The 21,398-nt window shown below is 43.9% G+C and carries 26 protein-coding genes; 9 read left to right on the top strand and 17 right to left on the bottom strand.

What is annotated here, in order from left to right:
- Window positions 1-44 precede the first annotated feature (44 nt).
- On the top strand, window positions 45-182 hold the full coding sequence (locus B1A98_RS00770) for a zinc ribbon-containing protein (RefSeq protein ID WP_063384178.1): 138 nt from the start codon (window positions 45-47) through the stop codon (window positions 180-182).
- Between the two features lie 127 nt (window positions 183-309).
- On the opposite strand, the gene megL is transcribed toward B1A98_RS00770, so the two are convergent.
- From megL to B1A98_RS00750, 4 genes are all read right to left on the bottom strand, one after another.
- Window positions 310-1,530 (bottom strand): methionine gamma-lyase, encoded by a 1,221-nt coding sequence (megL, locus tag B1A98_RS00765; protein WP_063384179.1) that lies wholly within the window; start codon window positions 1,528-1,530, stop codon window positions 310-312.
- A 230-nt stretch (window positions 1,531-1,760) separates the two neighbouring features.
- Window positions 1,761-3,236, bottom strand: a complete 1,476-nt coding sequence (locus B1A98_RS00760; RefSeq protein ID WP_041099561.1) for a nicotinate phosphoribosyltransferase — start codon at window positions 3,234-3,236, stop codon at window positions 1,761-1,763.
- Between the two features lie 21 nt (window positions 3,237-3,257).
- Window positions 3,258-3,803 (bottom strand): cysteine hydrolase family protein, encoded by a 546-nt coding sequence (locus B1A98_RS00755; RefSeq protein WP_063384180.1) that lies wholly within the window; start codon window positions 3,801-3,803, stop codon window positions 3,258-3,260.
- Window positions 3,804-3,833: 30 nt separating this feature from the next.
- Entirely contained in the window at window positions 3,834-4,628 is a 795-nt protein-coding gene (locus B1A98_RS00750) for an NUDIX domain-containing protein (RefSeq protein WP_223663035.1), read from the bottom strand.
- A gap of 1,186 nt (window positions 4,629-5,814) precedes the next feature.
- Between B1A98_RS00750 and B1A98_RS00740 the strand changes: the two genes are divergently transcribed.
- The 6 genes from B1A98_RS00740 to speD all read left to right on the top strand — a co-directional run bounded on the left by B1A98_RS00740 (window position 5,815) and on the right by speD (window position 9,149).
- Complete coding sequence (locus tag B1A98_RS00740; protein WP_041099555.1) at window positions 5,815-6,057, top strand: spore germination protein; 243 nt, start codon at window positions 5,815-5,817, stop codon at window positions 6,055-6,057.
- Window positions 6,058-6,250: 193 nt separating this feature from the next.
- Window positions 6,251-6,493, top strand: a complete 243-nt coding sequence (locus tag B1A98_RS00735) for a spore germination protein (protein WP_063384182.1) — start codon at window positions 6,251-6,253, stop codon at window positions 6,491-6,493.
- Between the two features lie 21 nt (window positions 6,494-6,514).
- A complete protein-coding gene (locus B1A98_RS00730) occupies window positions 6,515-7,000 on the top strand; it encodes an Hsp20/alpha crystallin family protein (protein ID WP_063384183.1) in 486 nt (161 codons plus the stop codon).
- Window positions 7,001-7,055: 55 nt separating this feature from the next.
- On the top strand, window positions 7,056-7,493 hold the full coding sequence (locus B1A98_RS00725; protein WP_063384184.1) for an Hsp20/alpha crystallin family protein: 438 nt from the start codon (window positions 7,056-7,058) through the stop codon (window positions 7,491-7,493).
- Between the two features lie 153 nt (window positions 7,494-7,646).
- Window positions 7,647-8,189, top strand: a complete 543-nt coding sequence (locus tag B1A98_RS00720; RefSeq protein WP_063384185.1) for a hypothetical protein — start codon at window positions 7,647-7,649, stop codon at window positions 8,187-8,189.
- Window positions 8,190-8,327: 138 nt separating this feature from the next.
- The gene (gene speD, locus B1A98_RS00715) at window positions 8,328-9,149 is read left to right on the top strand and encodes an adenosylmethionine decarboxylase (RefSeq protein ID WP_063384186.1); all 822 of its coding nucleotides are present in this window, start codon (window positions 8,328-8,330) and stop codon (window positions 9,147-9,149) included.
- An 83-nt stretch (window positions 9,150-9,232) separates the two neighbouring features.
- On the opposite strand, the gene B1A98_RS00710 is transcribed toward speD, so the two are convergent.
- The 12 genes from B1A98_RS00710 to B1A98_RS00650 form a co-directional block, all read right to left on the bottom strand.
- A complete protein-coding gene (locus tag B1A98_RS00710) occupies window positions 9,233-9,661 on the bottom strand; it encodes a MaoC/PaaZ C-terminal domain-containing protein (protein ID WP_063384187.1) in 429 nt (142 codons plus the stop codon).
- Window positions 9,649-10,104, bottom strand: a complete 456-nt coding sequence (locus B1A98_RS00705) for a MaoC family dehydratase N-terminal domain-containing protein (protein WP_240492427.1) — start codon at window positions 10,102-10,104, stop codon at window positions 9,649-9,651. Before B1A98_RS00705 ends, B1A98_RS00710 begins: the two co-directional genes overlap by 13 nt.
- A gap of 17 nt (window positions 10,105-10,121) precedes the next feature.
- Window positions 10,122-10,886, bottom strand: a complete 765-nt coding sequence (fabG, locus tag B1A98_RS00700; protein ID WP_063384189.1) for a 3-oxoacyl-ACP reductase FabG — start codon at window positions 10,884-10,886, stop codon at window positions 10,122-10,124.
- Window positions 10,883-11,299, bottom strand: coding sequence for a PaaI family thioesterase (locus B1A98_RS00695; protein WP_240492430.1), 417 nt, complete (start codon window positions 11,297-11,299; stop codon window positions 10,883-10,885). The genes fabG and B1A98_RS00695 overlap by 4 nt, the downstream gene beginning before the upstream one ends.
- A gap of 155 nt (window positions 11,300-11,454) precedes the next feature.
- Complete coding sequence (locus tag B1A98_RS00690; protein ID WP_063384191.1) at window positions 11,455-12,177, bottom strand: amino acid ABC transporter ATP-binding protein; 723 nt, start codon at window positions 12,175-12,177, stop codon at window positions 11,455-11,457.
- Window positions 12,174-12,830, bottom strand: a complete 657-nt coding sequence (locus B1A98_RS00685) for an amino acid ABC transporter permease (RefSeq protein ID WP_063384296.1) — start codon at window positions 12,828-12,830, stop codon at window positions 12,174-12,176. The genes B1A98_RS00690 and B1A98_RS00685 overlap by 4 nt, the downstream gene beginning before the upstream one ends.
- Before the next feature lie 75 nt (window positions 12,831-12,905).
- On the bottom strand, window positions 12,906-13,733 hold the full coding sequence (locus B1A98_RS00680) for a basic amino acid ABC transporter substrate-binding protein (protein WP_063384192.1): 828 nt from the start codon (window positions 13,731-13,733) through the stop codon (window positions 12,906-12,908).
- Window positions 13,734-14,182: 449 nt separating this feature from the next.
- A complete protein-coding gene (gene ptsP, locus B1A98_RS00675; protein ID WP_063384193.1) occupies window positions 14,183-15,910 on the bottom strand; it encodes a phosphoenolpyruvate--protein phosphotransferase in 1,728 nt (575 codons plus the stop codon).
- Window positions 15,907-16,173: a phosphocarrier protein HPr gene (locus B1A98_RS00670; RefSeq protein WP_063384194.1), complete on the bottom strand. Its 267-nt coding sequence runs from the start codon at window positions 16,171-16,173 to the stop codon at window positions 15,907-15,909. The genes ptsP and B1A98_RS00670 overlap by 4 nt, the downstream gene beginning before the upstream one ends.
- Before the next feature lie 104 nt (window positions 16,174-16,277).
- Complete coding sequence (locus B1A98_RS00665; protein ID WP_082821660.1) at window positions 16,278-16,820, bottom strand: helix-turn-helix domain-containing protein; 543 nt, start codon at window positions 16,818-16,820, stop codon at window positions 16,278-16,280.
- A 166-nt stretch (window positions 16,821-16,986) separates the two neighbouring features.
- Window positions 16,987-17,442: a YhfC family glutamic-type intramembrane protease gene (locus tag B1A98_RS00660; protein WP_256682622.1), complete on the bottom strand. Its 456-nt coding sequence runs from the start codon at window positions 17,440-17,442 to the stop codon at window positions 16,987-16,989.
- Between the two features lie 274 nt (window positions 17,443-17,716).
- Complete coding sequence (locus B1A98_RS00650) at window positions 17,717-18,631, bottom strand: cation diffusion facilitator family transporter (protein WP_063384195.1); 915 nt, start codon at window positions 18,629-18,631, stop codon at window positions 17,717-17,719.
- Between the two features lie 204 nt (window positions 18,632-18,835).
- Between B1A98_RS00650 and B1A98_RS00645 the strand changes: the two genes are divergently transcribed.
- Window positions 18,836-19,027, top strand: coding sequence for a hypothetical protein (locus B1A98_RS00645; protein ID WP_063384196.1), 192 nt, complete (start codon window positions 18,836-18,838; stop codon window positions 19,025-19,027).
- A gap of 40 nt (window positions 19,028-19,067) precedes the next feature.
- Here B1A98_RS00645 and uvsE read toward each other — a convergent pair whose 3' ends face one another.
- Window positions 19,068-20,039: a UV DNA damage repair endonuclease UvsE gene (gene uvsE, locus B1A98_RS00640; protein WP_063384197.1), complete on the bottom strand. Its 972-nt coding sequence runs from the start codon at window positions 20,037-20,039 to the stop codon at window positions 19,068-19,070.
- 121 nt (window positions 20,040-20,160) lie between these two features.
- Between uvsE and B1A98_RS00635 the strand changes: the two genes are divergently transcribed.
- Window positions 20,161-21,342, top strand: coding sequence for a DHH family phosphoesterase (locus B1A98_RS00635; protein ID WP_063384198.1), 1,182 nt, complete (start codon window positions 20,161-20,163; stop codon window positions 21,340-21,342).
- Window positions 21,343-21,398: the final 56 nt, after the last annotated feature.

Raw genomic sequence — 21,398 nt, 5'->3', positions numbered from 1 at the left:
TCCGGGTATACACAGAGCAACCTATGATTGAGGAGGTGCTTTTCATGCCGCATACAGGAGAAACTCCAGGAAAAGGCGATTATCAATGTAAGCAATGCGGACAGGTTATCACGGTGGATGAAGATAAGGACCGGCTCCCTCCTTGTCCGGAATGTCATGAAACAGAATATAAAAGCGCGTAAATAAAAAAGCAGACTAGAAAACGGCTTTCTTCGCTTGTCCTGCATCTCACTTCCCAGGGAGGAAGTGAGATGTTTCAGCTAAGCAGCGACGAAACCGGAAACATCCCGAAGAGGCTTGAACAAAGCTTTATTGATGATGGGACTGAACCGGGGTCTCCGCTTCTTCCAGCTGATCCAGCGCCTGCTGCAAGTCCTCCCAAATATCCTGTTTCGCTTCCAGACCGACAGACAGGCGGATCAATTCATCGGAAATGCTCATCTGCTTTCTCGTTTGCTCAGGAATACCCGAATGGGTCATTGTAGCCGGATGCTGAATGAGTGTTTCTGCATCGCCCAGGCTGACGGCAATTTTGATAAACGACAAATCATTCAGCAGCTTTTGCGCTTGCTGCTTGCTTCCGTGAATTTCAAAAGAAATCAGTCCCCCTCCCTTTCTCATTTGTTTTTCCATAATTGCGAAATCCTTGCCTGCTTGATCGCCTGGATAGAAGACACATTTCACTGCCGGATGTTTTTTTAATTGTTCTACAATGTATTCCGCATTTTCACAGTGGCGGTCCATACGCACCGGCAATGTTTTCATTCCTCTTAATAACAGCCAGGCATCAAAAGGGGAAATGACCCCGCCGACATCTTTTAAAGTAGTCATGGCAATAGTATGCATCATTTCTTTCGTTCCGGCTGCCAGTCCGGCAATCACATCTCCATGTCCGCCGATATACTTTGTGGCGCTGTGCAAAACAATATCACAGCCGGCCTGCAGCGGCTGTTGGAGATACGGCGAGGAAAAGGTGTTGTCCACCACGACTGGAATATCATGTTTTTTGGCAACCCGTGCTACTAACTCAAGGTCGATTAATTTCATTGTCGGATTGATTGGAGTTTCTACATAAATACAAGTTGTCTCCGGACGAATCAGCTGTTCCATTTGTTCTGCTGTTTCCATTGCACAAAAATCATGGGTAATTTGATATTTCTCATTCAGCAGCTCAAGGAAACCGAACGTGCATCCATAAACACCCTGTGAACATAAAATATGGTCTCCACCCTTTGTCAAAGCAACTAGTACAGCTGATACAGCAGCCATTCCCGAAGCGAATGCAAGACCGGCCTCGGCTCCTTCAAGCTCGGCAATCCTTTCTTGTAAAGCATTGACGGTCGGGTTGCCCAGCCGTGAGTAAATAAAGCCTTCTTCTTCTCCTGCAAAGCGCTTCTCCCCCTGTTCAGCGCTGTCAAAGGTAAAAGTGGAAGTTTGAAAAATAGGAGTAGCGAGGCTGCCTAAATGCTGTTTTGCATCATAGCCCGCATGAATTACTGCTGTTTCCATGTTTTTGAACTTTTCTGTCATCTCTTTTCGCTCCCTTAATAAAATCACAAACTTTTCATCATTCTCGTTCCTTACTATTTTATAATAAATTCAGAAAATTGACAGCGCTTTCCACTTAATAAAAAATTCAGCGGCTTACTATCCTGCTTTCACGCGATTTTTTTGATCCCATTCAGCAAAAATTAACAAAGGGCCAGCACTTATACCATGCGGCCCTTCTATATCCTATCAAAATAAGAGAACCGCCATGTTTACCTATGATCGCGGTTCATCGCTCTGACCTTTTCCCTGACTTCCTCAATATTTCTCATCTTGTTATCCCAGCAAGCTTGGCTTAAATCAACAGGATATTCCTCCGGATTCAGCGAACGTTTATGCTCCTTCCACAGCAATTGAAGATTTTCTTTCGCAAAGGTTCTGATTTCTTCAATATCCGGCTGCACATAAACTAACCGGCCCTCCTGGAAAATACATTCATGCAGTTCCCGGGCTTCAAAATTAGTCACAAACTTGCTAATGAATGTGTGGATCGGATGAAACATTTTCAGCCGCTCTTCCGCTGACGGATTTTCATCCTCCATTGCTAAGTAATCGCCTTCCGACTTGCCATTTTGCTTATTAATAATCCGATACAAGCGTTTTAATCCAGGCGTTGTTACTTTTTCAGGATTTCCGGAAATTTTAATCGTGTCCTCCATCGTGCCTTCTTCATTTTCAATCGATACAAGCTTATAAACTGCTCCTAAAGCAGCCTGATCAAAAGCCGTGATTAATTTTGTGCCGATTCCCCAGCCGTCGATTTTTGCGCCTTCTGCCTTTAAGTTCATAATTGTATATTCATCTAAATCATTGGAAGCAATGATCTTCGTATCATGAAAACCGGCGTCATCCAGCATTTTTCTCGCTTTTTTTGATAAATAAGCTAAATCGCCGCTATCTAGGCGGATGCCTGCGAAATTGATCCGGTCTCCAAGCTCCTTCGCGACTTTAATGGCTGTCGGCACGCCTGATTTAAGCGTATCGTACGTATCCACAAGAAAAACACAATCCTTGTGGCGCTCAGCATATTTATGAAAAGCTGTATACTCATCTTTATAGGTTTGAACGAGCGAATGCGCATGCGTCCCGGAAACCGGAATGCCGAACAGCTTGCCTGCCCGTACGTTGCTCGTTCCATCAAAACCGCCAATGTAGGCTGCTCTTGTTCCCCAAATAGCCGCGTCCAGCTCATGCGCCCGCCGGCTTCCAAATTCCATCGCTGCTTCTTTACCGACTACTTGCTTGATACGGGAAGCTTTTGTAGCAATTAATGTCTGATAATTAACGATGTTCAGCAAGGCGGTTTCAATAATTTGCGCTTCTGCAAGGGGCGCTTCCAGCCTCAGAATAGGCTCATTGCCGAATACCATCTCGCCTTCGCGCATCGCCTTCAGTGTACCCGTAAACGTCATTTCTTTTAAATAAGCCAAAAAGTCTTCCGCATAGCCCAATTCATCACGCAAATAACAGATGTCGCTTTCTGAAAACCTGAAGTTCTGAAGGTATTCTATAATTCGTTCTAGACCAGCAAAAATCGCATAGCCATTACCGAATGGGAGTTTTCTAAAGTACAGCTCAAATACGGCTTTTTTGTTATGAATACCGTCATTCCAATAAGTTTCAGCCATATTAATTTGATATAAATCCGTATGCAAAGCCATTCCGTCATCTTCAAAACGCTTATTCATCTTTACTCTTTCCCTCCACAATTAAATCACTTTGGCTGCTAAACAATCTTGAAAATGACGCAATGCCCACTCATGGCCCGTCTGATTGAAGCTCGCAACCGCATCACGGTGAATAGTAATTGAATAACCTTTATTAAACGCATCCATTGCTGTATGCAGCACACAAATATCGGTGCACACACCAACTAAATGAATCTCAGTGATTCCCCGTTCCCGAAGCCGAATATCCAGGTCTGTCCCTACGAAAGCGGAATAACGGGTTTTATCCATATAGTAAAGCTGTTTGTTTTCCTTGTGCTGCTGATAAACTTCCTCCAGCCGCCCATAGAGCGCTCGCCCTTCTGTGCCGGCAATATTATGAGGCGGGAACAGCTGCGTCTCCGGATGATAGGGGTCCCCTTTTGTATGTATATCAATGGCCAGCACAACCAAATCGCCGTCCGCCAAAAACTTTTCTGTCAGTGAAGCAATCGACTCCTCAATCTCTACCGCCGGCTGGCCGACCGGCAGCGCCCCATTTACAAAATCAATCGTGTAATCAACGTTGATCAATGCTTTTTTGCCCATATTTCTCCATGCCCCCTTATGTGATATTCTTCACTTATAAATGCTCTTGACTGGATTATATTCATTAAAACGATAAAGCGTTGTTTTAAATTTAGAGTTTCTTTGGGTCGTTTTCGGGCGGCCATCCTCATTTAGCACTTTTTCAAGAAAAGGGAACTTCGGTGCCTTTCGCCAAAAAAACGGTTCAGACTTCACTACTTCTTCGACCAAGTCACCTGACACGCATAAAATCATATGCCGCAGTTCAGACAAGGTAAATTCTTCTGGCAAAAACTCTTTAGCAAGGGTTGTCTGCAGCATCTCCAGCTGAATTTTCTCCAATGCCTCTTTGATAATGAATTGATGGTCAAAAGCAAGCGGCAGCTGAAGTGCTTCTTGAACCGGAAATAAGCGCACATCGATGGCATCATCGCCAGCTTTTCTGCCCTCTAATAGATGTTCCGGCACCGCCGCATAATAAGCATTAGAAATCATCCAGCCCCGGGGATCACGCCCTTCCTTGTCATAGACAGCATAGTGCTTTAAATAAATTCCGCTTAGGCCGGTTTCTTCTTTCAGCTCTCGCATCGCTGCCTCAAGGGCTGTTTCATCTGGTGATACAAATCCCCCCGGCAGCGCCCATTTGCCGCCTTCAATATTCGGCTTCCCTTCGCTGTTTTGCAAAGCTCTCTTAATTAAAAGAAGATGAAGAGAGCAAGAAAACTCTGCTTTTTCGTCTGGTTTAATGGTGAAAATAACAATATCGCTTGTATATCCATCCGGAGTGCGATACTGTCTACTATCATACTCCTTTAACGCCTCGCTGTGGGAAATAAATTTATCCACTTGCTTTTTTCCCCCTAAATAATAATTTTAAAATTAATGATTAATCAATCGTTAATCAAAATATACATGAAATAAAATTGAATAACAAGCTTTCTTTTTCCAAAAATCTGCTATTCAATCTTCTGTTGGCTATATTTTTTAAGTTTTCTCATAAATTGTACGATTTTACAGGCATTTGACGAATGCTTAAACAGAATGCATAAACTGCTGTTAAAAAAAGACAAAAAAAATGAGGCTCTTCTGCCCCTGATATTGCTGTTTATTTTATGCACCCTTTTGGATTCTCGGCCGTTGGCTGATAGCTTTTAAGATTGATATTTTGTCTTGGGCAGTTAACATTCTCCAACTTTTTACTTTTATTTTCATGCTGAATCCCACCTTTATATGATGTTAAAAATATTTTATCATCTGGTATTCATTGCCTGATTTCCTGCTCATTTGCTGTTCAATCCTCTTACTCTATAATTACCGTTTTTTAAGAAAAATAAAACAAAATTCGTTCCACAAAAAATGACTAAAATCCGCAAAAAACTTGTTTTCAGCAGCTGCTGTGAGCATAGCCAAAAACTATTTTCCCTCTATTATTTCCCCAAGAGAAAAAATATTCAGTAAAAGGTTTATTGACCGTCAAGGTGGGTACATAATAACTACAAGGCGGAACTGCCGAACGAAGGAACGGGTAAACAGGCGTTTACAAGTGACTTCCAAGGATGAAAGGCACAGCCTTGGCGGAAAATTTGCTTTACTGACGAAAGGCGCGCTCGTCCGGAACCGATTGATTTAGGTTTCACCTGCTAGTGTTGAATCAGTAAATATAGTTTTTTGCAAAAGTGCAATTGAGGACAGGCTGGAGAACATCCACTGAAGAGGATAGTAACTAACTGTTTTATGACTCCCTTCCCTAAGTGGACAAAGAGCCGATGTAGATACAAACCATTCTGGCAGCAAGTCTTCTCGTCAGAAGAACGAACATTAAAATGATTAAGCAAGTGAATAAAATTTTCCGCGTGCGCCTCCCTCTTGCAGGGACGAAAAAAGCATGTTTCCCTATGAAACATGCTTTTTTTGTTGATTGTTTATTTCGGACTTTCTCCCCGTCCTCCATACTGCTTCACCCCTGACGGCTATCATACTCTCCCTTTTTCATGCATAAACTAAGTAAAATTAAAAAATAGGAGGAGTTGTTATGCCCTCTATTATCAACATTTACAGCTTAAAAATTAACAACGTTTCTAACAATGGCTCAATCAATATTGGAGACGCCCTTCATAACGCCCACACAGCCAATACAAAATCCCAAGGAACGAATTCTTCCTTTGGCGATATTTCCCCAACCGAATCCACTATGGAAAACGTCTTTTTCGATCCTGATTTGAACGATATGGGCGATATTGCAAACCCGGCTAACGTCAATTCCTCACAGATGTAGAGAAGCTTCACTTTTATGCCTGATTGACAAATATAGCCTAAAAGAGCGAAGTTTGTCGAGAATTCGAAGACTGTGGATAACAAAAAAGAGAATTTCTCGCAATTATTTGGGACACCTATCCTTTCTTTCATTCATGTTCCTCTTTTCTTCGCTTCTCATATAGTATTAGTAGACCGTCAAAGGAGGAAACTTGATGCCTTTTGTTATCAATATTTTTAACATCAAAACAAACGGAGTCACTCAAAATGGAAATATCGATGTTGGCGGCGTTGTCCATAACAGTCATACCGCTAATACGAAGTTCGTCGGCGGCAATATATCCTTAGGCGACTTTTCACCTTCTTCTTCCTGTATGGGCAATGGAATGCTCGACGGTGATATCAGTGATCAAGATCAGATCGCCAATCCTTCCATGCCTGTCAGCAATCAGTTTTAAGCAAAAGAAAGGAGCACGGTTATGTTTCCTTTTCAATCCCCCTTTCCCTTAATGAATGATTGGCAAAAATGGATGAAGCATGTAAATGAGCAGGAAGTTGAAAAATATGTACAAAATATCTTGTCTTCTTCTTTGCCTTCAACGTGGCAAACAAATGGGGAACCAGTGGATTTCTTGAGAAAACAAGCGGCGGATGACACATCCTCTTCTTCTCCGGAAGAAACTTTTTCTTTGCAGGAAACCGTCTTCGAAACTCATGAAGCCGTTTATGTGCGAGTTCCTGTTTCCAACCCTGGTATTTTTAACGATTTAAAAATTTTTCACACATCCAATCAGCTCATCCTAGAAGGCTTGCCTGCGCCTGATTCCAAAAAGGTCATTGTTCTCCCGGCTATCGTCAAAAGAAAAGGAGCCGCTGCCCAACACAAGGACGGAGTTTTACAAATCATGATTCCAAAGGAAATTGACTTTCAATATACAGAAATAGACGTCCGGCACTTAGACTAATCCGGCCGTCTCATTGACTGCTTTTCCCCAATGAAACTGAAGGAGGGAGGCTGCTGTGGACTTTGATAAATTTAAACAATGGATGGAATTTGCCCAGAACTATCAAACCGGGGAATTTTGGAACTCCGTCTTTGATGCGTCAAAGGGCGAATTAATGACCAAGGAACCTGCCCACTCTAAACAAAAGTTTCCGCTGGTTGATATGCTCATAGACGAATCGAGAGTCGTGCTAATTATCGAACTGCCGGGCTTAACAAAGGAGGAGGTTCACCTGCTAGTATCCGGAAACATGCTTACCATTCAAGGAACAACCTCTCTTCCCTTTGACATGAAGCCGGTTTTGAAGGAGCGTCATCAAGGAGAATTTAAAAGAACTATCCAGCTTCCTGAACCTGTGGAAAGCAAAAACATTTCTGCCAGATTTCATAATGGCTTGCTTTTTTTAAGCTATTTTCGCATCAAATTAAAGGAAGAGCCGATTTCTATCGATTAGCTTTATGCTCGCATAAAAGATGAATTCTTTAACTGCAGGCTCTGTTTATCAGCGGTGCCAGCTTCTGCCGAAGTGAATTCCTGCATTCACGGGCTGAGCATCAGCATAATCTTTTAGAGTCGCCTTATTATACAAAAAGCGTGGGGATTAAATGTGACAACTATCTCTAATGAACTTGCAATCGTGCTTAACAAGCTTAATGACCAAATTCAACATGTCACAAACGAGCTGAATAAGCTCCAAAAGCGAGTAAATGACCCTGTCATTGTTTCCCACTCCCTGCCCAAAAGCTTGGAACAACTGATTGCTGCAAAAACGGAAGAATACTTGGCGGAACAAAATCGTTTATTGAACGAGCAGTTGAAGCAGTCACAAAAACAGCTGGCTGTCTTAGAAAACCAAACAGTCCCCCGCTTACAAAAGAAAATCGAAGAGCTGGAAAAGCAAGTTTCTCATCTTCAAACGGTTTCTGCTGCCCAGCCTCTTGTTTTTCAAGAGTTTTCAATTGAACGAGTGTACTTAGATAAATACGAGCAAACAACTAATTTAGGCCAATTAGGGATTCGAGAGTTAACTGGAAAGCTGCATATCGGCGCTGTTCATGCAGCCGATCCAGCCGATGGACAATCAGAGAAGCAAGAACCAAAGGACGGGCAATCACAAGCAGAACCAGAAAAGCCAGAGGATGGAGTCTGAGCTGTTTTCTAGGCAAGACTGCCAAGAAAGACTGTTTGATTTACCGGAAACAGGGTAATTTAATCATGATGAAAAGCGATTCCACTGCTGATGAAATCTATAGAAGATCGACTATCAACAAGTAAGGAGTTTACATTTATGTCTCTCACACCTGAGCAGCGTATTGAGCTGCACGGCTTTAATAATTTAACCAAAACATTAAGCTTTAATATGTATGATATTTGCTATGCGACGACCGAGGAAGAGCGGGATGCCTATATTGAATATATTGATGAACAATACAATGCGGAGCGTTTAACTAATATCTTGAAGACAGTAGCCAAAATGATTGGCGCTCATGTGCTAAATATCGCCAAGCAAGATTACGTTCCCCAAGGAGCGAGCGTGACATTGCTCGTCTCAGAAGGACCCGTCGTTGAGGTGCCGGCTGAATCGCTGGAAGAATCCCCAGGCCCGCTGCCTACCTCTGTTACTATGCACTTAGATAAAAGCCATATTACTGTTCATACCTATCCAGAATTTCATCCGCATGAAGGCATTAGCACATTTCGGGCGGATATTGATGTTTCTACCTGCGGCGAGATTTCTCCGCTGAAAGCTCTAAACTATTTAATCCATTCCTTTGATACCGATATGATGACGATCGACTATCGGGTGCGCGGCTTCACGCGGGATAAAAACGGTCATAAGCTCTTCATTGACCACGATATCAATTCGATTCAAAATTATATTCCCGACGAAGTGAAACAGCAGTACGACATGATTGATGTAAACGTGTACCAGCAAAATATTTTCCACACAAAATGCAAACTAAGAGAGTTTGATTTGGACAACTATTTATTTGGCCACTCGCCAGATGAGCTTTCTCCGCAGGAAGTTCGGGAAATCACAGAGAAATTAAAAATGGAAATGGACGAAATTTTTTATGGACAAAATATCCGGCAGTCCAGTCAGCCTTGAGAACGACGGTGCTGAGCATAACCCCCAGAAGAATAGGGCTTTTCTGGGGGTTCTTTGATTCATTCACATGGCCATCCATTGCCCTATAGGCGGCTCACCTCCTCCTGCCATTCATATAAACGAAAAACAATGCGTCCTTTGATGACTTCTTTTTGGGCTTGATTAACGGCAGCTGCATCAAAGTAAAGTTTATTTGAATGTTTTTTCGTCAGTTGAGCTTTCAAGGTTAAGCGCTCATGAAGCTGGACCATCTCTTTAAAACGGACGGAGTAATCCTCAATGAATCCCTCTTCATAATAAGGAGTGAAGAGCTTAGCCAGATTGCCCATTGTCCACATGCCATGGGCGATAACCCCCGGCAAACCAGCTTTCTCCGCTTCTTGATCAACCGTATGAATAGGGTTAAAGTCCCCAGAGGCACCCGCATATTGAATAAGATCCAGCCTAGTCACAGGAGCAAGCTCTATGTCTTGCAGCTGTTCGCCAACTGAATAATGAGTTAGTTTGGCCAAGTGAGCATCTCCTTTCTCACCGCTTCATTGAGGATAATAATTTGTTTAGATGAAAAAATCAGCTTCCCTGAAGCCTCTTCTCCATAGTTGAGTACAAACAAAAAGCCCAGCTTCTCCTGGCTTCCTTCTTTTTCTACATAGTTTTTCACTTTCATCCAGCAGTATAACTCTTCTCCAACCAGCAGAGGCCGCTCATAATGGAAGGTTTGTTCCCCATGGATTAGCCCCTTTTGCGGCAGATGTAAGCCGTCAATGACTCCATAATCAAAGGTGATTGGAAAGGTGGGAGGCGCTAAATTCTCTTGATGCCTCGACCTCTTCCCTGCTTCTTCATCTATATAAATAGGATGCAAATCGTTAATGGCGGCTGCGAACTTCTTGACAGCTCCTCTTTCCACATAGTTTTTTATTTTTGTTGACTCCTTGCCGATGCTATGAAACAACCTATCTCCTCCTCCCATCAACTTTTTGGGCCTCCCGCCACATAGAGCACTTGGCCATTAATGAAAGAAGAACGCTCATCCGCGAAAAAAGCGGCCGCTTGAGCAATATCTGCCGGCTTGCCCGTTCTGCCGGCCGGAATTTGACTGGCACTGGCTGCCGCTAATTCCGCAAATGGAACACCTACTCTTTCAGCCGTCGCTTTCGTCATATCTGTCTCAATAAATCCCGGGGCAATGGCATTTACTGTAATCCCAAATTTCCCGAGTTCCATTGCCAGTGTTTTCGTCAATCCTTGAATTCCTGCTTTGGCCGTTGCATAATTTGCTTGTCCCCGGTTGCCGAGTGCGGAAGTAGAAGAAATATTAATCATTCTGCCGTACTGCTGCTTCACCATATACTGCTGAGCCGCACGGCAGGCGTAAAACGCCCCTTTTAAATGAACGTCCATCACCGTCTGCCAATCATCATCTGTCATTTTAAATAATAAATTATCTCTCAATACACCGGCGTTATTTACGAGAATATCAAGTGCGCCGAATTGTGCATTCACTTCTTGCATCGCTTGCTCAATTTCTTCCCGCTCTGTCACGCTGGCAACTTTTGCGTAAATGGAACCTCCCTTTTCTGCAAGCTCTCTTTCCGCTTCCCTGAGCGCTTGTTCGTTCACATCTACGATAGCGACATGAGCACCTTCTTCGGCAAAGCGCTTGGCGATTTCTTTGCCGATTCCCCGGCTGCCGCCGGTTACAAAAGCTGTTCTTCCTCTCAATATCCCTGTCATCTTTCCGCCTCCTCATCAGCAGACCGGAGCAGCTTAAATGTTCCGGTTCCTTTAGCTACAAGCTTCCCTTGTTCATCCTTAATTGTTCCTTCCACAAACGCTGTTTTATGTCCTCTCGAAAGGATTTCAGCCGTGGCAATTATTGCTCCAGCCGTTACCGGCGCAGTATAATGGACGGTTGAACTGGCCGTCACACATCGTGTTTTGGTTACTGAGCGTAAATGCATGCTCTGAACAAAATCTAAAACAGAGGCATAGACACCGCCATGCAACGTACCATTTGTGTTAAGCAAATCCGTTCTCATACTCAGCTTAATTTGCACATTTCCTTCTTCAAAACACAAAATCTCTAAACCTAGATGATGAAGGAAAGGACACTTTTCAAATTCTTTTACGATTTCTTCAAGCTGCAACCTGCATCCCCCTTTCTGTGACATTCAGCAAAATCAATGGCTGCCCTCTCTACTAATTAAGCTTTGCCTGACTCTTTTCCTTCCTGTCACCCCGTTTTTTTGGCAAGCAGCCTCAAAAAAGCAACGAAAAAAGCATCCCGGCAAGATCAGGATGCTTACAATACCTTACTTAAAAAAGCTTTTGTGCGCTCGTGCTGCGGATTAGAAAACAGCTCGACCGGCTCATTTTCTTCAACAATGTACCCGTTGTCCATAAAAATAACGCGATCGCCGACTTCCCTTGCAAAGCCCATCTCATGCGTCACTACAATCATCGTCATTCCGTCTTTAGCTAGCTGCTTCATCACTTCCAGCACCTCGCCAACCATTTCCGGATCGAGCGCTGATGTTGGTTCGTCGAATAACATGACTTTCGGCTCCATTGCCAAGGCCCGTGCGATGGCTACTCTCTGTTTTTGGCCTCCCGATAACGAATCAGGATAAGCTTTTGCCTTATCAGCCAGCCCCACCTTTTTTAAAAGAGCGAGCGCTTTTTCTTCGGCTTCAGCCCTCTTCATTCCTTTTACATGAACAGGAGCAAGTGTCACATTGTCCAGAATCGTTTTGTGCGGAAATAAGTTAAAATGCTGGAAAACCATGCCGACATCTTTGCGAATGTCGTTAATATTTGTTTTCTTATCGGTCAAGTCTTTGCCGGTTACATACACATGGCCTCCAGTCACAGACTCCAGCAAATTGAGACAGCGGATAAAAGTCGATTTTCCGGAACCAGATGGGCCGATGACAACAACGACTTCCTGCGGCTTGACATCAAGCGAAATATCCTTGAGGACCTCGTTATCACCGAACGACTTTTTAAGGTTTTTGATGGAGATCATTGTGTATTCATTCTCCTTTCAATGTAATTCATTAAATAGGTTAGTGACAACGTTAGAATAAGATAAATAATTGCAACGGTAATATACGGTTCCCATACTCGGATATACTCACCCTGAGCAGCACGTCCCCAATACATTAGTTCTGGAGCGGCAATGATGGCAGCAAGCGATGAATCTTTTAATAAAACAATAAATTCATTGCCAAGCGGCGGAATCATTCGCTTAACTGCTTGCGGCAGGATGACGAGCTTCATCGCCTGCACATGGCTCATGCCAAGTGAACGGGCGGCTTCCATCTGTCCTTTGTCAATCGATTGAATTCCAGCCCGGAAAATTTCTGCAATATAAGCGGAAGCATTTAAAGAAAGCGCAATAATAGCGGATACGATTGGATTTGACGGCGACATGAACAGCGGAACCAGCCCGAAATGAATTAATAAAATCTGCACGAGCAGCGGCGTTCCCCTGAAAAAGTTCACATACCAGACAAAGGGCAGCTTCACCAGCTTGTTCGTGGACATCTTTCCTAAGCCGATTAGCAGCCCAAGAATAAGGCCGATCAAAATGCCTGCCAGTGAAAGCCCTAGCGTCAAAAGCGTTCCTTGAAGAAAAAATGGCATATATTCTACGATGATATCTGGGCGAAAGTTCAATTTATTCTCTCCTTTCTGGGACAAAAACGACTGTCCCGAGGCTAAAGCCTGCAGCGGACAGCCGCCTTTCATTCCTTATTTTTTAGCTGCTTCTTTTAATGAATCCAAATCCGGCTCTTTTCCAAACCACTTCTTGTAAATCTCTGCGTACTTGCCATTGTCATATAGTTCATTCAGCGCCTGGTCAAAGTCTTTCTTATATTCGCTGCCTTTCGGGAAGACAATGCCGTAATACTCCGGCTTAAACTCTTTGTCATCGCCCACTGTTTTAATGCCGCTTTTTGGATTGTTCTTTACATATTCGAGAGCGACAGCAATGTCTGTTACTGCTGTTTCAACGTCACCGCTTTGCAGCGCTTGGAACATAAGTGCAGCTGTTTCATATTTAGAGATAGATGAAGAATTCTTCCCGACTACTCCCTCTGCAGCAAATTGTCCGGTTGTTCCGTTTTGAACACCGATTTTCTTGCCCTTCAAATCTTGGGCGCTTTGAATGTTTGCCCCTTCTTTAAAAGCGATCATGCTTGTTGATTCAAAGTAAGGCACAGAGAAATCATAAGATTTTTCCCGCTCATCATTGATTGTCACACCGGCCATGCCAATATCGAGCTGCTTGCTTTGCAATCCAGCAAACATCGCATCCCATCCGGTGTTTTCAATATTTACTGTATAGCCAGCTTCCTCTGCGGCCGCATTTAAAAGATCGACGTCAAAGCCGCTTACCTTGCCTTTATCCATGAATTCAAATGGTGCAAAAGTGGCTTCCGTGCCGACTTGCAGCACCTTTTTATCCTCTGCTTTTTCTTTGCCGGCTGACTCCTCTTGTCCCCCGCCGCATGCCGCTAATAGAAGAGCGCATCCAGCTGCTACGGACAAAAAAGATTTTTTAACAGACAGATTCATGTTGTTGACCCCCTGATTGATTTTTTTGCTCTATTATTCTCTCGTTATCTAGTAAAATAATAGCGTTTGCAAAGATAATTTTCAATCTATTTTTATACTTTTATTCATTCTGTTAATTATATTAACACATTTCAACTTATTTTCATTCATTTTATTTAAGTGAGATAATGGTAATCAAAACCTATTCATATTACAGTTTCCATGCATTTCCACCACCAAATCTCATTTTGCATAATCATACATTAATATACATAATTTTCAGCATAATCTAACTATTATCCGCCTTTTGAAGTGCTTGTCCTGCCTTTCCGCCTCTGCCAAACATCCTGTTAATCTCAAAGATAAATCAACAAAAAAGCTGACAAAAGGCCCAGCCTTCTGTCAGCTTTAAAGGATTGGCGACAACTCCTTCCCCCTCTTATTTTAAGACCTAAATCCGATCATGAACGTTAGCCAGGTTTGATTGGGAAGTGCTCGCTTATAAACTGTTTGACTTGTTCCGCTGTTTCCATTTGCAACAGCTGATCCATACTTTCGCCGATTTCTTTTTTTGACAGCTGAGAAATAAGCTTTCTCGCCGGCAAAACAGCAGAGGCATTCATGCTGAACTCATCCAGTCCCATTCCAAGCAAAATGGGAATAGCAGCTTCCATTCCTGCCATCTCCCCGCACATGGCTGCCCGCTTTCCTTCTTTATGAGCTGCGTCAATCACTGTTTTCACTAAACGGAGAACCGCTGGATGAAAGGGCTCATACAAATAAGCGACCTGCTTATTCATCCGGTCTGCTGCTAATGTGTATTGAATTAAATCATTGGTGCCGATGGAAAAAAAATCAATTTCCTTTGCAAATACATCTGCCATCACAGCAGATGAAGGAACTTCAATCATCATACCGACTTCAACTTTGTCAGCAACTGCAATCCCTGCTTGCACCAAGCTCTGTTTTTCCTCCATCAGCAGCTGCTTCGCCTGCCGAAGCTCTTGAAGAGCAGCAATCATCGGAAAAGTGATTTTTAAATTTCCGCAGGCGCTTGCCCGGAGAAGCGCACGCAGCTGGGTACGAAATAAATCTGGTTTTTTCAAGCACAGACGAATAGCCCGAAATCCCAGAAACGGATTTGCTTCTTTCGGGAGATTTAAATACGGCAGCTGTTTGTCTCCGCCAATATCCAATGTCCGGATAACAACCGGCTTTCCATTCATCCGTTCAAGAACATTTTTATAGGCAGCGAACTGCTCATCCTCCGTCGGCAGCTGCCGGCGGCCCATATAAAGAAATTCCGTGCGAAATAGCCCGATTCCTTCTCCCCCATTTTGGAGAACATTATCCGCATCTGAAGGCGCACTGATATTGGCAGCCAGCCGAACAGCGCAGCCATCTGCAGTAACTGTCGGCAGCTGAGCAAACTTAGCAAGTCCGGCTTGATATTCTTCGTAAGCAGCTTTTTTCTTCTCATACTTCTTCACGACAGCCTGTTCGGGATTCATAATAACGATTCCCTCCTGCCCATCTATGATAAGAAGTGTGCCGTCCTCGATCATATCCAGCGACGTCTGTGTGCCGGCTACTGCCGGAATTTCCATAGAACGTGCCATAATGGCTGAATGTGAAGTAAACCCGCCTCCGTTTGTAAGAATTCCTTTGACAAACTTCCGGTTCAACTGAGCGGTATGGGACGGGGTTAAATCCTCTGCTACAATAATGACTTCTTCACGGATGACGCTTAAATCAGGGATCTGGATTCCAAGCAAATGTCCAAGCACCCGTTTGGCTACATCCCGTACATCTGCTGAACGCTCTCTCATATATTCATTATCCAAGGATTCCAGTGCAGAAATAAATGTATCTGCTGCTTCTTTCAAGGCAAATTCAGCACTCATTCCTTGATGGAGAATGTTGTCTTTTACCCTGTCCATCAATTCCGGGTCCTGTAAAACGAGCAAGTGAGCAGCAAAAACAGCGGCTTGGTCTTCTCCGAGCTCCCTCGCCGCTTGCTCCTTCACCTTTTCCAGGTCTCGCCTCGATTTCTCTACCGCGCGTTCAAAGCGCCGGACTTCCGCTTCTTTATCGGCCGGTGTTCTCTTTGCTACAGCCAGACCCGGCTCCTTTAAACGAAAGGCTCTGGCAATGGCAATTCCTGCAGATACACCGTGTCCTGTTAACCATCCGTTCATTTAGCCAGCTTTTCTTTTTTTAATACTTCGGTGATGGTTTGAATGGCTTCTGCTTCATCTTCCCCGGATGCCGATATATTAATTTCCGCACCTTCCGGGATGCCGAGAGACATCACTCCCAGGATAGACTTCAAGTTGACCTTTTTCCCTTTATACTCAAGATTGACATCTGCGGAAAATTTACTAACAGTCTGTACCAAAATGCTCGCCGGACGAGCATGGATTCCTGCTTCATCTATAATCGTAAACGCTCTTTCCATCATTCCATCAATCTCCTTTCACCTTTTATGTACATTAAATCATATCACTTTTTTTCCTTTGTCAAAACAATTAATGCCTGCCTGGCAGCAAACCGGTCCGGCACCCTTCACTCTTTCTCTGGATGTTCGGCAGTAATAACTGTTGACATCGTTCTTTTTACCCGTCCCGGAGCTGGCTCATTCTGAATCAGCTTCATCATTTCCTGCCCCATCGTCCTGATAAAGCTCTGAAACTCTTCGTCTGTTGCATAAAATACAGCCTGCCGGTAACCAGCGCCATCCCTTAGGAAATCAACCGATTCTTGGCTCACATAGCTTTCAAAATCAGCCAGTACGATCGCCATGAATTTAGTAAAGTAGCTGATGTGCTCTTCCTTGCTTAAGTTTAAAAATTCTTCTGATGCCATCTGTCCTGATATCTCTGGAAGCGAATATACCTTCTCTACTGTGCCTCGAACTTGGTTTTCTTCCACAACCATAATCAGCTCTGCCTCCAGCAATTTTTTCAAATGCCTGTAAAGAGAAGCCTGCGGCACATCCGAAAGCTTTTCGCTCATTTGCTGAACCGTCAGCCTCCGTCCGCTAATGAGCGTCTGCACAATCTTCATGCGGACTGGGTGGAGCAGCACCTCTCCTTTCGATTCCTTCACTATTCTTCACTCCTTTCTCCGATGAAACGTATTTTTAACCGCTGAATAATGTACAGCGATACTAAGGCAAAAGCGGCGATCCCGCCTTCCGCTATCCATAAGCTTTGAATGACGCCCGCCTGATACAGCGCCGCAAAAAATCAATCAAGCCGTGCAAGGCAATCGCCTATAAAACATATTTAAATGTGCCGCTTTTCACGCCAAACAGCACCATTACAGAAAACATAATTTGCATAACCATAGCTCCGGCACGCTCAAGTCCGGCAAGTAAATAAGCGGTGAAGCCCGTTTCCATTATCTGCGTTTTCAACTGGCTGATTTGCTCCGGCGGCAGTACGCTCAGATTGGTTTCAAAGGGGCCGTTATCGATCATCATTGCATAGATAAATGCAATGACTGCTCCAAGTGCACCGACTAATACAGCCTCAACCCCTCCATGGCCGATACCTAGTGACACGCCATCGCCAAACTGCCGGCTGCGCTTTAATAATAACAAAAAAACGAGATAACGGCCTAATTCCTCAAATAGAGCAGAGGCAAGCCCGCCGTATAGGGCATAGAAAAAAGGATGATCCGTCCTTTTCAATGAAGGGCCTGCCGGATCAATCATAAAGGCATGCAGCTCCTGCCCAAAATGCCTTCCAAGAAAAAATCCGTTTTCTTCGGCAATATATAATTAAAACAACCGGCAGCAGAAGGGAGATACAAAACTAAAAGCCGATTCCCGTCCGCAAAGCAGAGGCAATCATGTTCTTCATTACTTTTATTATCATTTTTAATAGTGATAATAAATATTGTATATGTAAAAGTCAAGCACCCACTGCCAAGCGGGCCATCTTATCGGGGATGACTGGCGCAGCTAGATCATTTAAAAGGCTCTCCTCGGAGAGCCTCCTTTAGTTACAATGATCTCCCGTACACGGCTGATCCGCAAAATCGATTTGAATGGTCGTATGCTCAATATGAAATTCATCATGCAACTTTTTCTGAATGCTTGTAAGCAGTGGTTTTCCTTCTGTTTCCGGACGAATGACTACATGACAGCTTAATGCCGGAAAATCAGACGTAATGGCCCAGACATGCAAATCATGCACATCCTCTACACCAGGCATGCCGAGGAGCGCTGCTTTCACTTTTGAAACACTGATATTCTCCGGCGCCCCCTCCATTAATATATGAAAAGAAGCCTTTGTCACCCGAATGCCGCTGATAATAATTAACACAGCAACGATTACGCTCGCAATCGGATCAGCCAAATTCCATCCGAAGAACAGAATCATAAGCGCGGCAGCAATCGCACCTACTGAGCCGAGCAAATCACCAAGCACATGCAAAAAAGCACTCCGCACGTTTAGATTTTCCTCCTTGTCTCCTTTCATTAAAATGTAGGCAGCAGCAATATTAACAAGCAAGCCAATGACCGATACAGCCAGCATCCCCATGCTCATCACTTCAGGAGGGGCCATAATCCGTCTGTAAGCTTCAACAAAGATGTAAATAGAAATCACAAGCAGCGTCAAACCGTTAATAAAAGCGGCTAAAATCTCAAATCGCTTATAACCAAATGTTTTTGAAAGCGTGGCTTCCTTCTCCCCGAATTTTAAAGCAAAATAACTGAGACCAAGCGCAGCCGCATCGCTTAACATATGTCCCGCGTCAGACAGCAGGGCCAGGCTGTTTGTTATCATGCCCCCAACTACTTCGACAATCATATACGTCGCGATAAGAATAAACGACAGCTTGAGTGCCTGTTTGTTGCTTGAATGATGATGATGCCCGTGGCTGTGGCCATGGCTATGTGAGTGTCCCATTATCTCCTCTCCTTTATATGAATATATGCTCATATATTTATATTATTTCAGACACCGCTCTTTTGTTCAACCCTTTTTCAAAAATATTCTAACATTGTTATAAAAAGCATTTTGCTTTTGCACCTCCTGCTGCTCTCCCTGTATGTTTCCGGATGTAAAGCGCTTTTTGGGGAACAATAGTGAGCAAAAAGGAGGGTGGTTTGTTTGAAAGACGAAGATCAGCAAACTTCAGAAGGTTTAAACCAGCTAGTGGACATCATTAACGCAAAAGGGGACGAGGGGGAATTAAAACGAATCGTCAACAAGGGACACGAAGACAGCTTCGTATGCAGCGATGAATTATTTTATAAAGATTTGCGGGCCATTGCAGATGATACCGCGCGTGATAATCAGTAAGAATAGGGCCGGACACAAAAAAAGCTGGCCGGCCCTATTCTTATTTCACAAAAAAGCTGGCTCCATCCCGCACTTTTATCCCCTCCTCGCTTTGTACAGCTTCCATTAAGGCAAATAAAGCATCATCCTTTCGCTTAGCTTCAATCATTATATCTATTTGGGAAACACTTCCCTTCACCGCTCTCAAAAAGACCAGCAGCTCTTCTGGGTCAATAAAATCTGCATGCGCTTTAAAGGCCGTTTCAGACTTTGGACTGGATATATGCATTTTCATCGGAACATTGGCATTCGCCCATGTTTGGACCACTCTTGACCAATCAGCTTCCCAGTTTGCTCCTTCTTCATGGTTTGCACGGTGATGATGGTAATCGAACACTAGAGGAATTCCTATTTTTTCACAAAGATACAAGGTATCTTTTAAAGTGAAGGTGGTATCATCGTTTTCGAGCATGAGCATTCGCTGCAATGCTGGCGGGATAAGCCCCCAATTATGGATAAATTGTTCTAGCGCCTGCTCTTTATCTTTATAGCCGCCTCCTACATGAAGAACGCAGCGATGCTCAGGACTGATTCCCATTCCTTTCAATAGCTTCCTGTGCAGGAGGAGCGTCTTTAACCCCATTTGAAAAGCGGCGGTATTGCTTGTATTTAAAACGACAAAATGCTCCGGATGAAAGTCGATACGCATAGCCGGCTGCTCTGCTAAATAGGCGCGGATAGCATCCAGCGGTTCTTGTAACGGGGTCATGAAATCCCAATCCGGCAACTCCGGATGATTAGCCAACGGGATTAATTTTGAGCTTAGCCGAAAAAACTGGATATCATGGGCGGCATTGTGGCGAAGGAGGCGCAAGCAGTTTCCTACATTCGCAGCAGCAATTCTTTCCAGCTTTCTGATGGCCGCTTCTCGATCCTTGATTTTCATAAACTGCGCATAAGTCATGGTTTGAGAAGGTGAACCATTTTTTATATTCATGCTCATGGCAGCGTAGCCCAGACGAACTAATGTCATCTTCCCCACCTCGTTACTGATTATTTTTTCTTCGCTTTTTCGTAAGCTGAGCTGAATAGCGCATTTTTATACTTTAAATTCTTTTCTTTGGGGAACATACTAATATGGTGAGGTGAAAATCATGTATAAATTATTAACACACAATGACTTGGACGGCGTCGGCTGCGGCATTCTCGCTAAGCTCGCTTTTGGCAAGCAAGTCCAGGTGCGCTATAACTCCGTAGCCGGCCTTGATTATGAAGTTGCATGGTTTTTAGAAAATCAAGACAAGAAAACCGCTTTATTCATTACCGATCTGTCTGTCAATAAGGACAATCAAGAAAAGCTCAACGCTTTTCATCAGGACGGCGGGAAGGTGCAGCTGATTGACCACCATAAAACAGCGCTTCATTTTAATGAATACGAATGGGGCCATGTCGTTATTGAAGATGAGGATGGAAAGTTGACTTCTGCCACCTCATTGCTTTATGACTATTTGCTGCAGCACGAGCTCATTGAACCGTCCAATGCACTCGCTGAATTCGTCGAGCTCGTCCGGCAGTATGATACATGGGAATGGGAAAAAAATGCTAACCAGGAGGCCCGCCGGCTGAATGCCCTCTTTTTCTTAGTATCGATAGAAGAGTTTGAAGACAGAATGATCAGCCGCCTCCGCTATCACCAGCATTTCTTTTTCGACGAGCTGGAAGAGAAGATATTGGATATGGAAGATGACAAAATCGCCAGGTATATTCACCGGAAGCGGCGCGAATTAGTACAGGCCAGCATTGGCGAACATATGGCTGGAGTCGTTTATGCTGAGTCCTATCATTCGGAGCTGGGTAATGAACTTGGAAAGGAAAATCCCCATCTCGACTACATTGCTATTTTAAATATTGGCGGAAAACGTCTCGGCTTTCGGACCATTCATGATCATATCGATGTATCGGAGGTTGCTGCCCGTTATGGCGGCGGCGGTCATGCCAAAGCGGCCGGCGCTTCTATGACGGAAGAGGCTTACACACAGTTTGTCACCGATACCTTTCATCTGCTGCCGCTGCGGGAGGACGCCCGCAGAAACCGCTATAATGTGAAAGAATCATCGTTTGGCTCTCTTTATGAAAGCAGGCCGGGAGAGACCTTTCTCCTCTATGAGACCGCTGAGAACAACTGGGCCATCAAACGCAATGGCTCCATTTTGCCGGAAACATTTCCAAGCTTTCAAACAGGAGAGAATTTCCTGAAACGAACGTTTGAAGCATCTCTTGCCAGAGACGATGTATTTGTTCATTATTTGCAGAAACTGGCGCAAAAGGAACATTAAATCTTTTTGCAGAAAAAATGGCGGAATTACCGAAAGAACTCTAGCTTTTCCTGTCA

The sequence above is a fragment of the Pseudobacillus badius genome, from assembly GCF_002189605.1.
Lineage (GTDB): Bacteria > Bacillota > Bacilli > Bacillales > Domibacillaceae > Pseudobacillus > Pseudobacillus badius.
The sequence above is the reverse complement of the archived record's forward strand: the minus strand, read 5'-3'. Positions and strand labels throughout refer to the sequence as shown.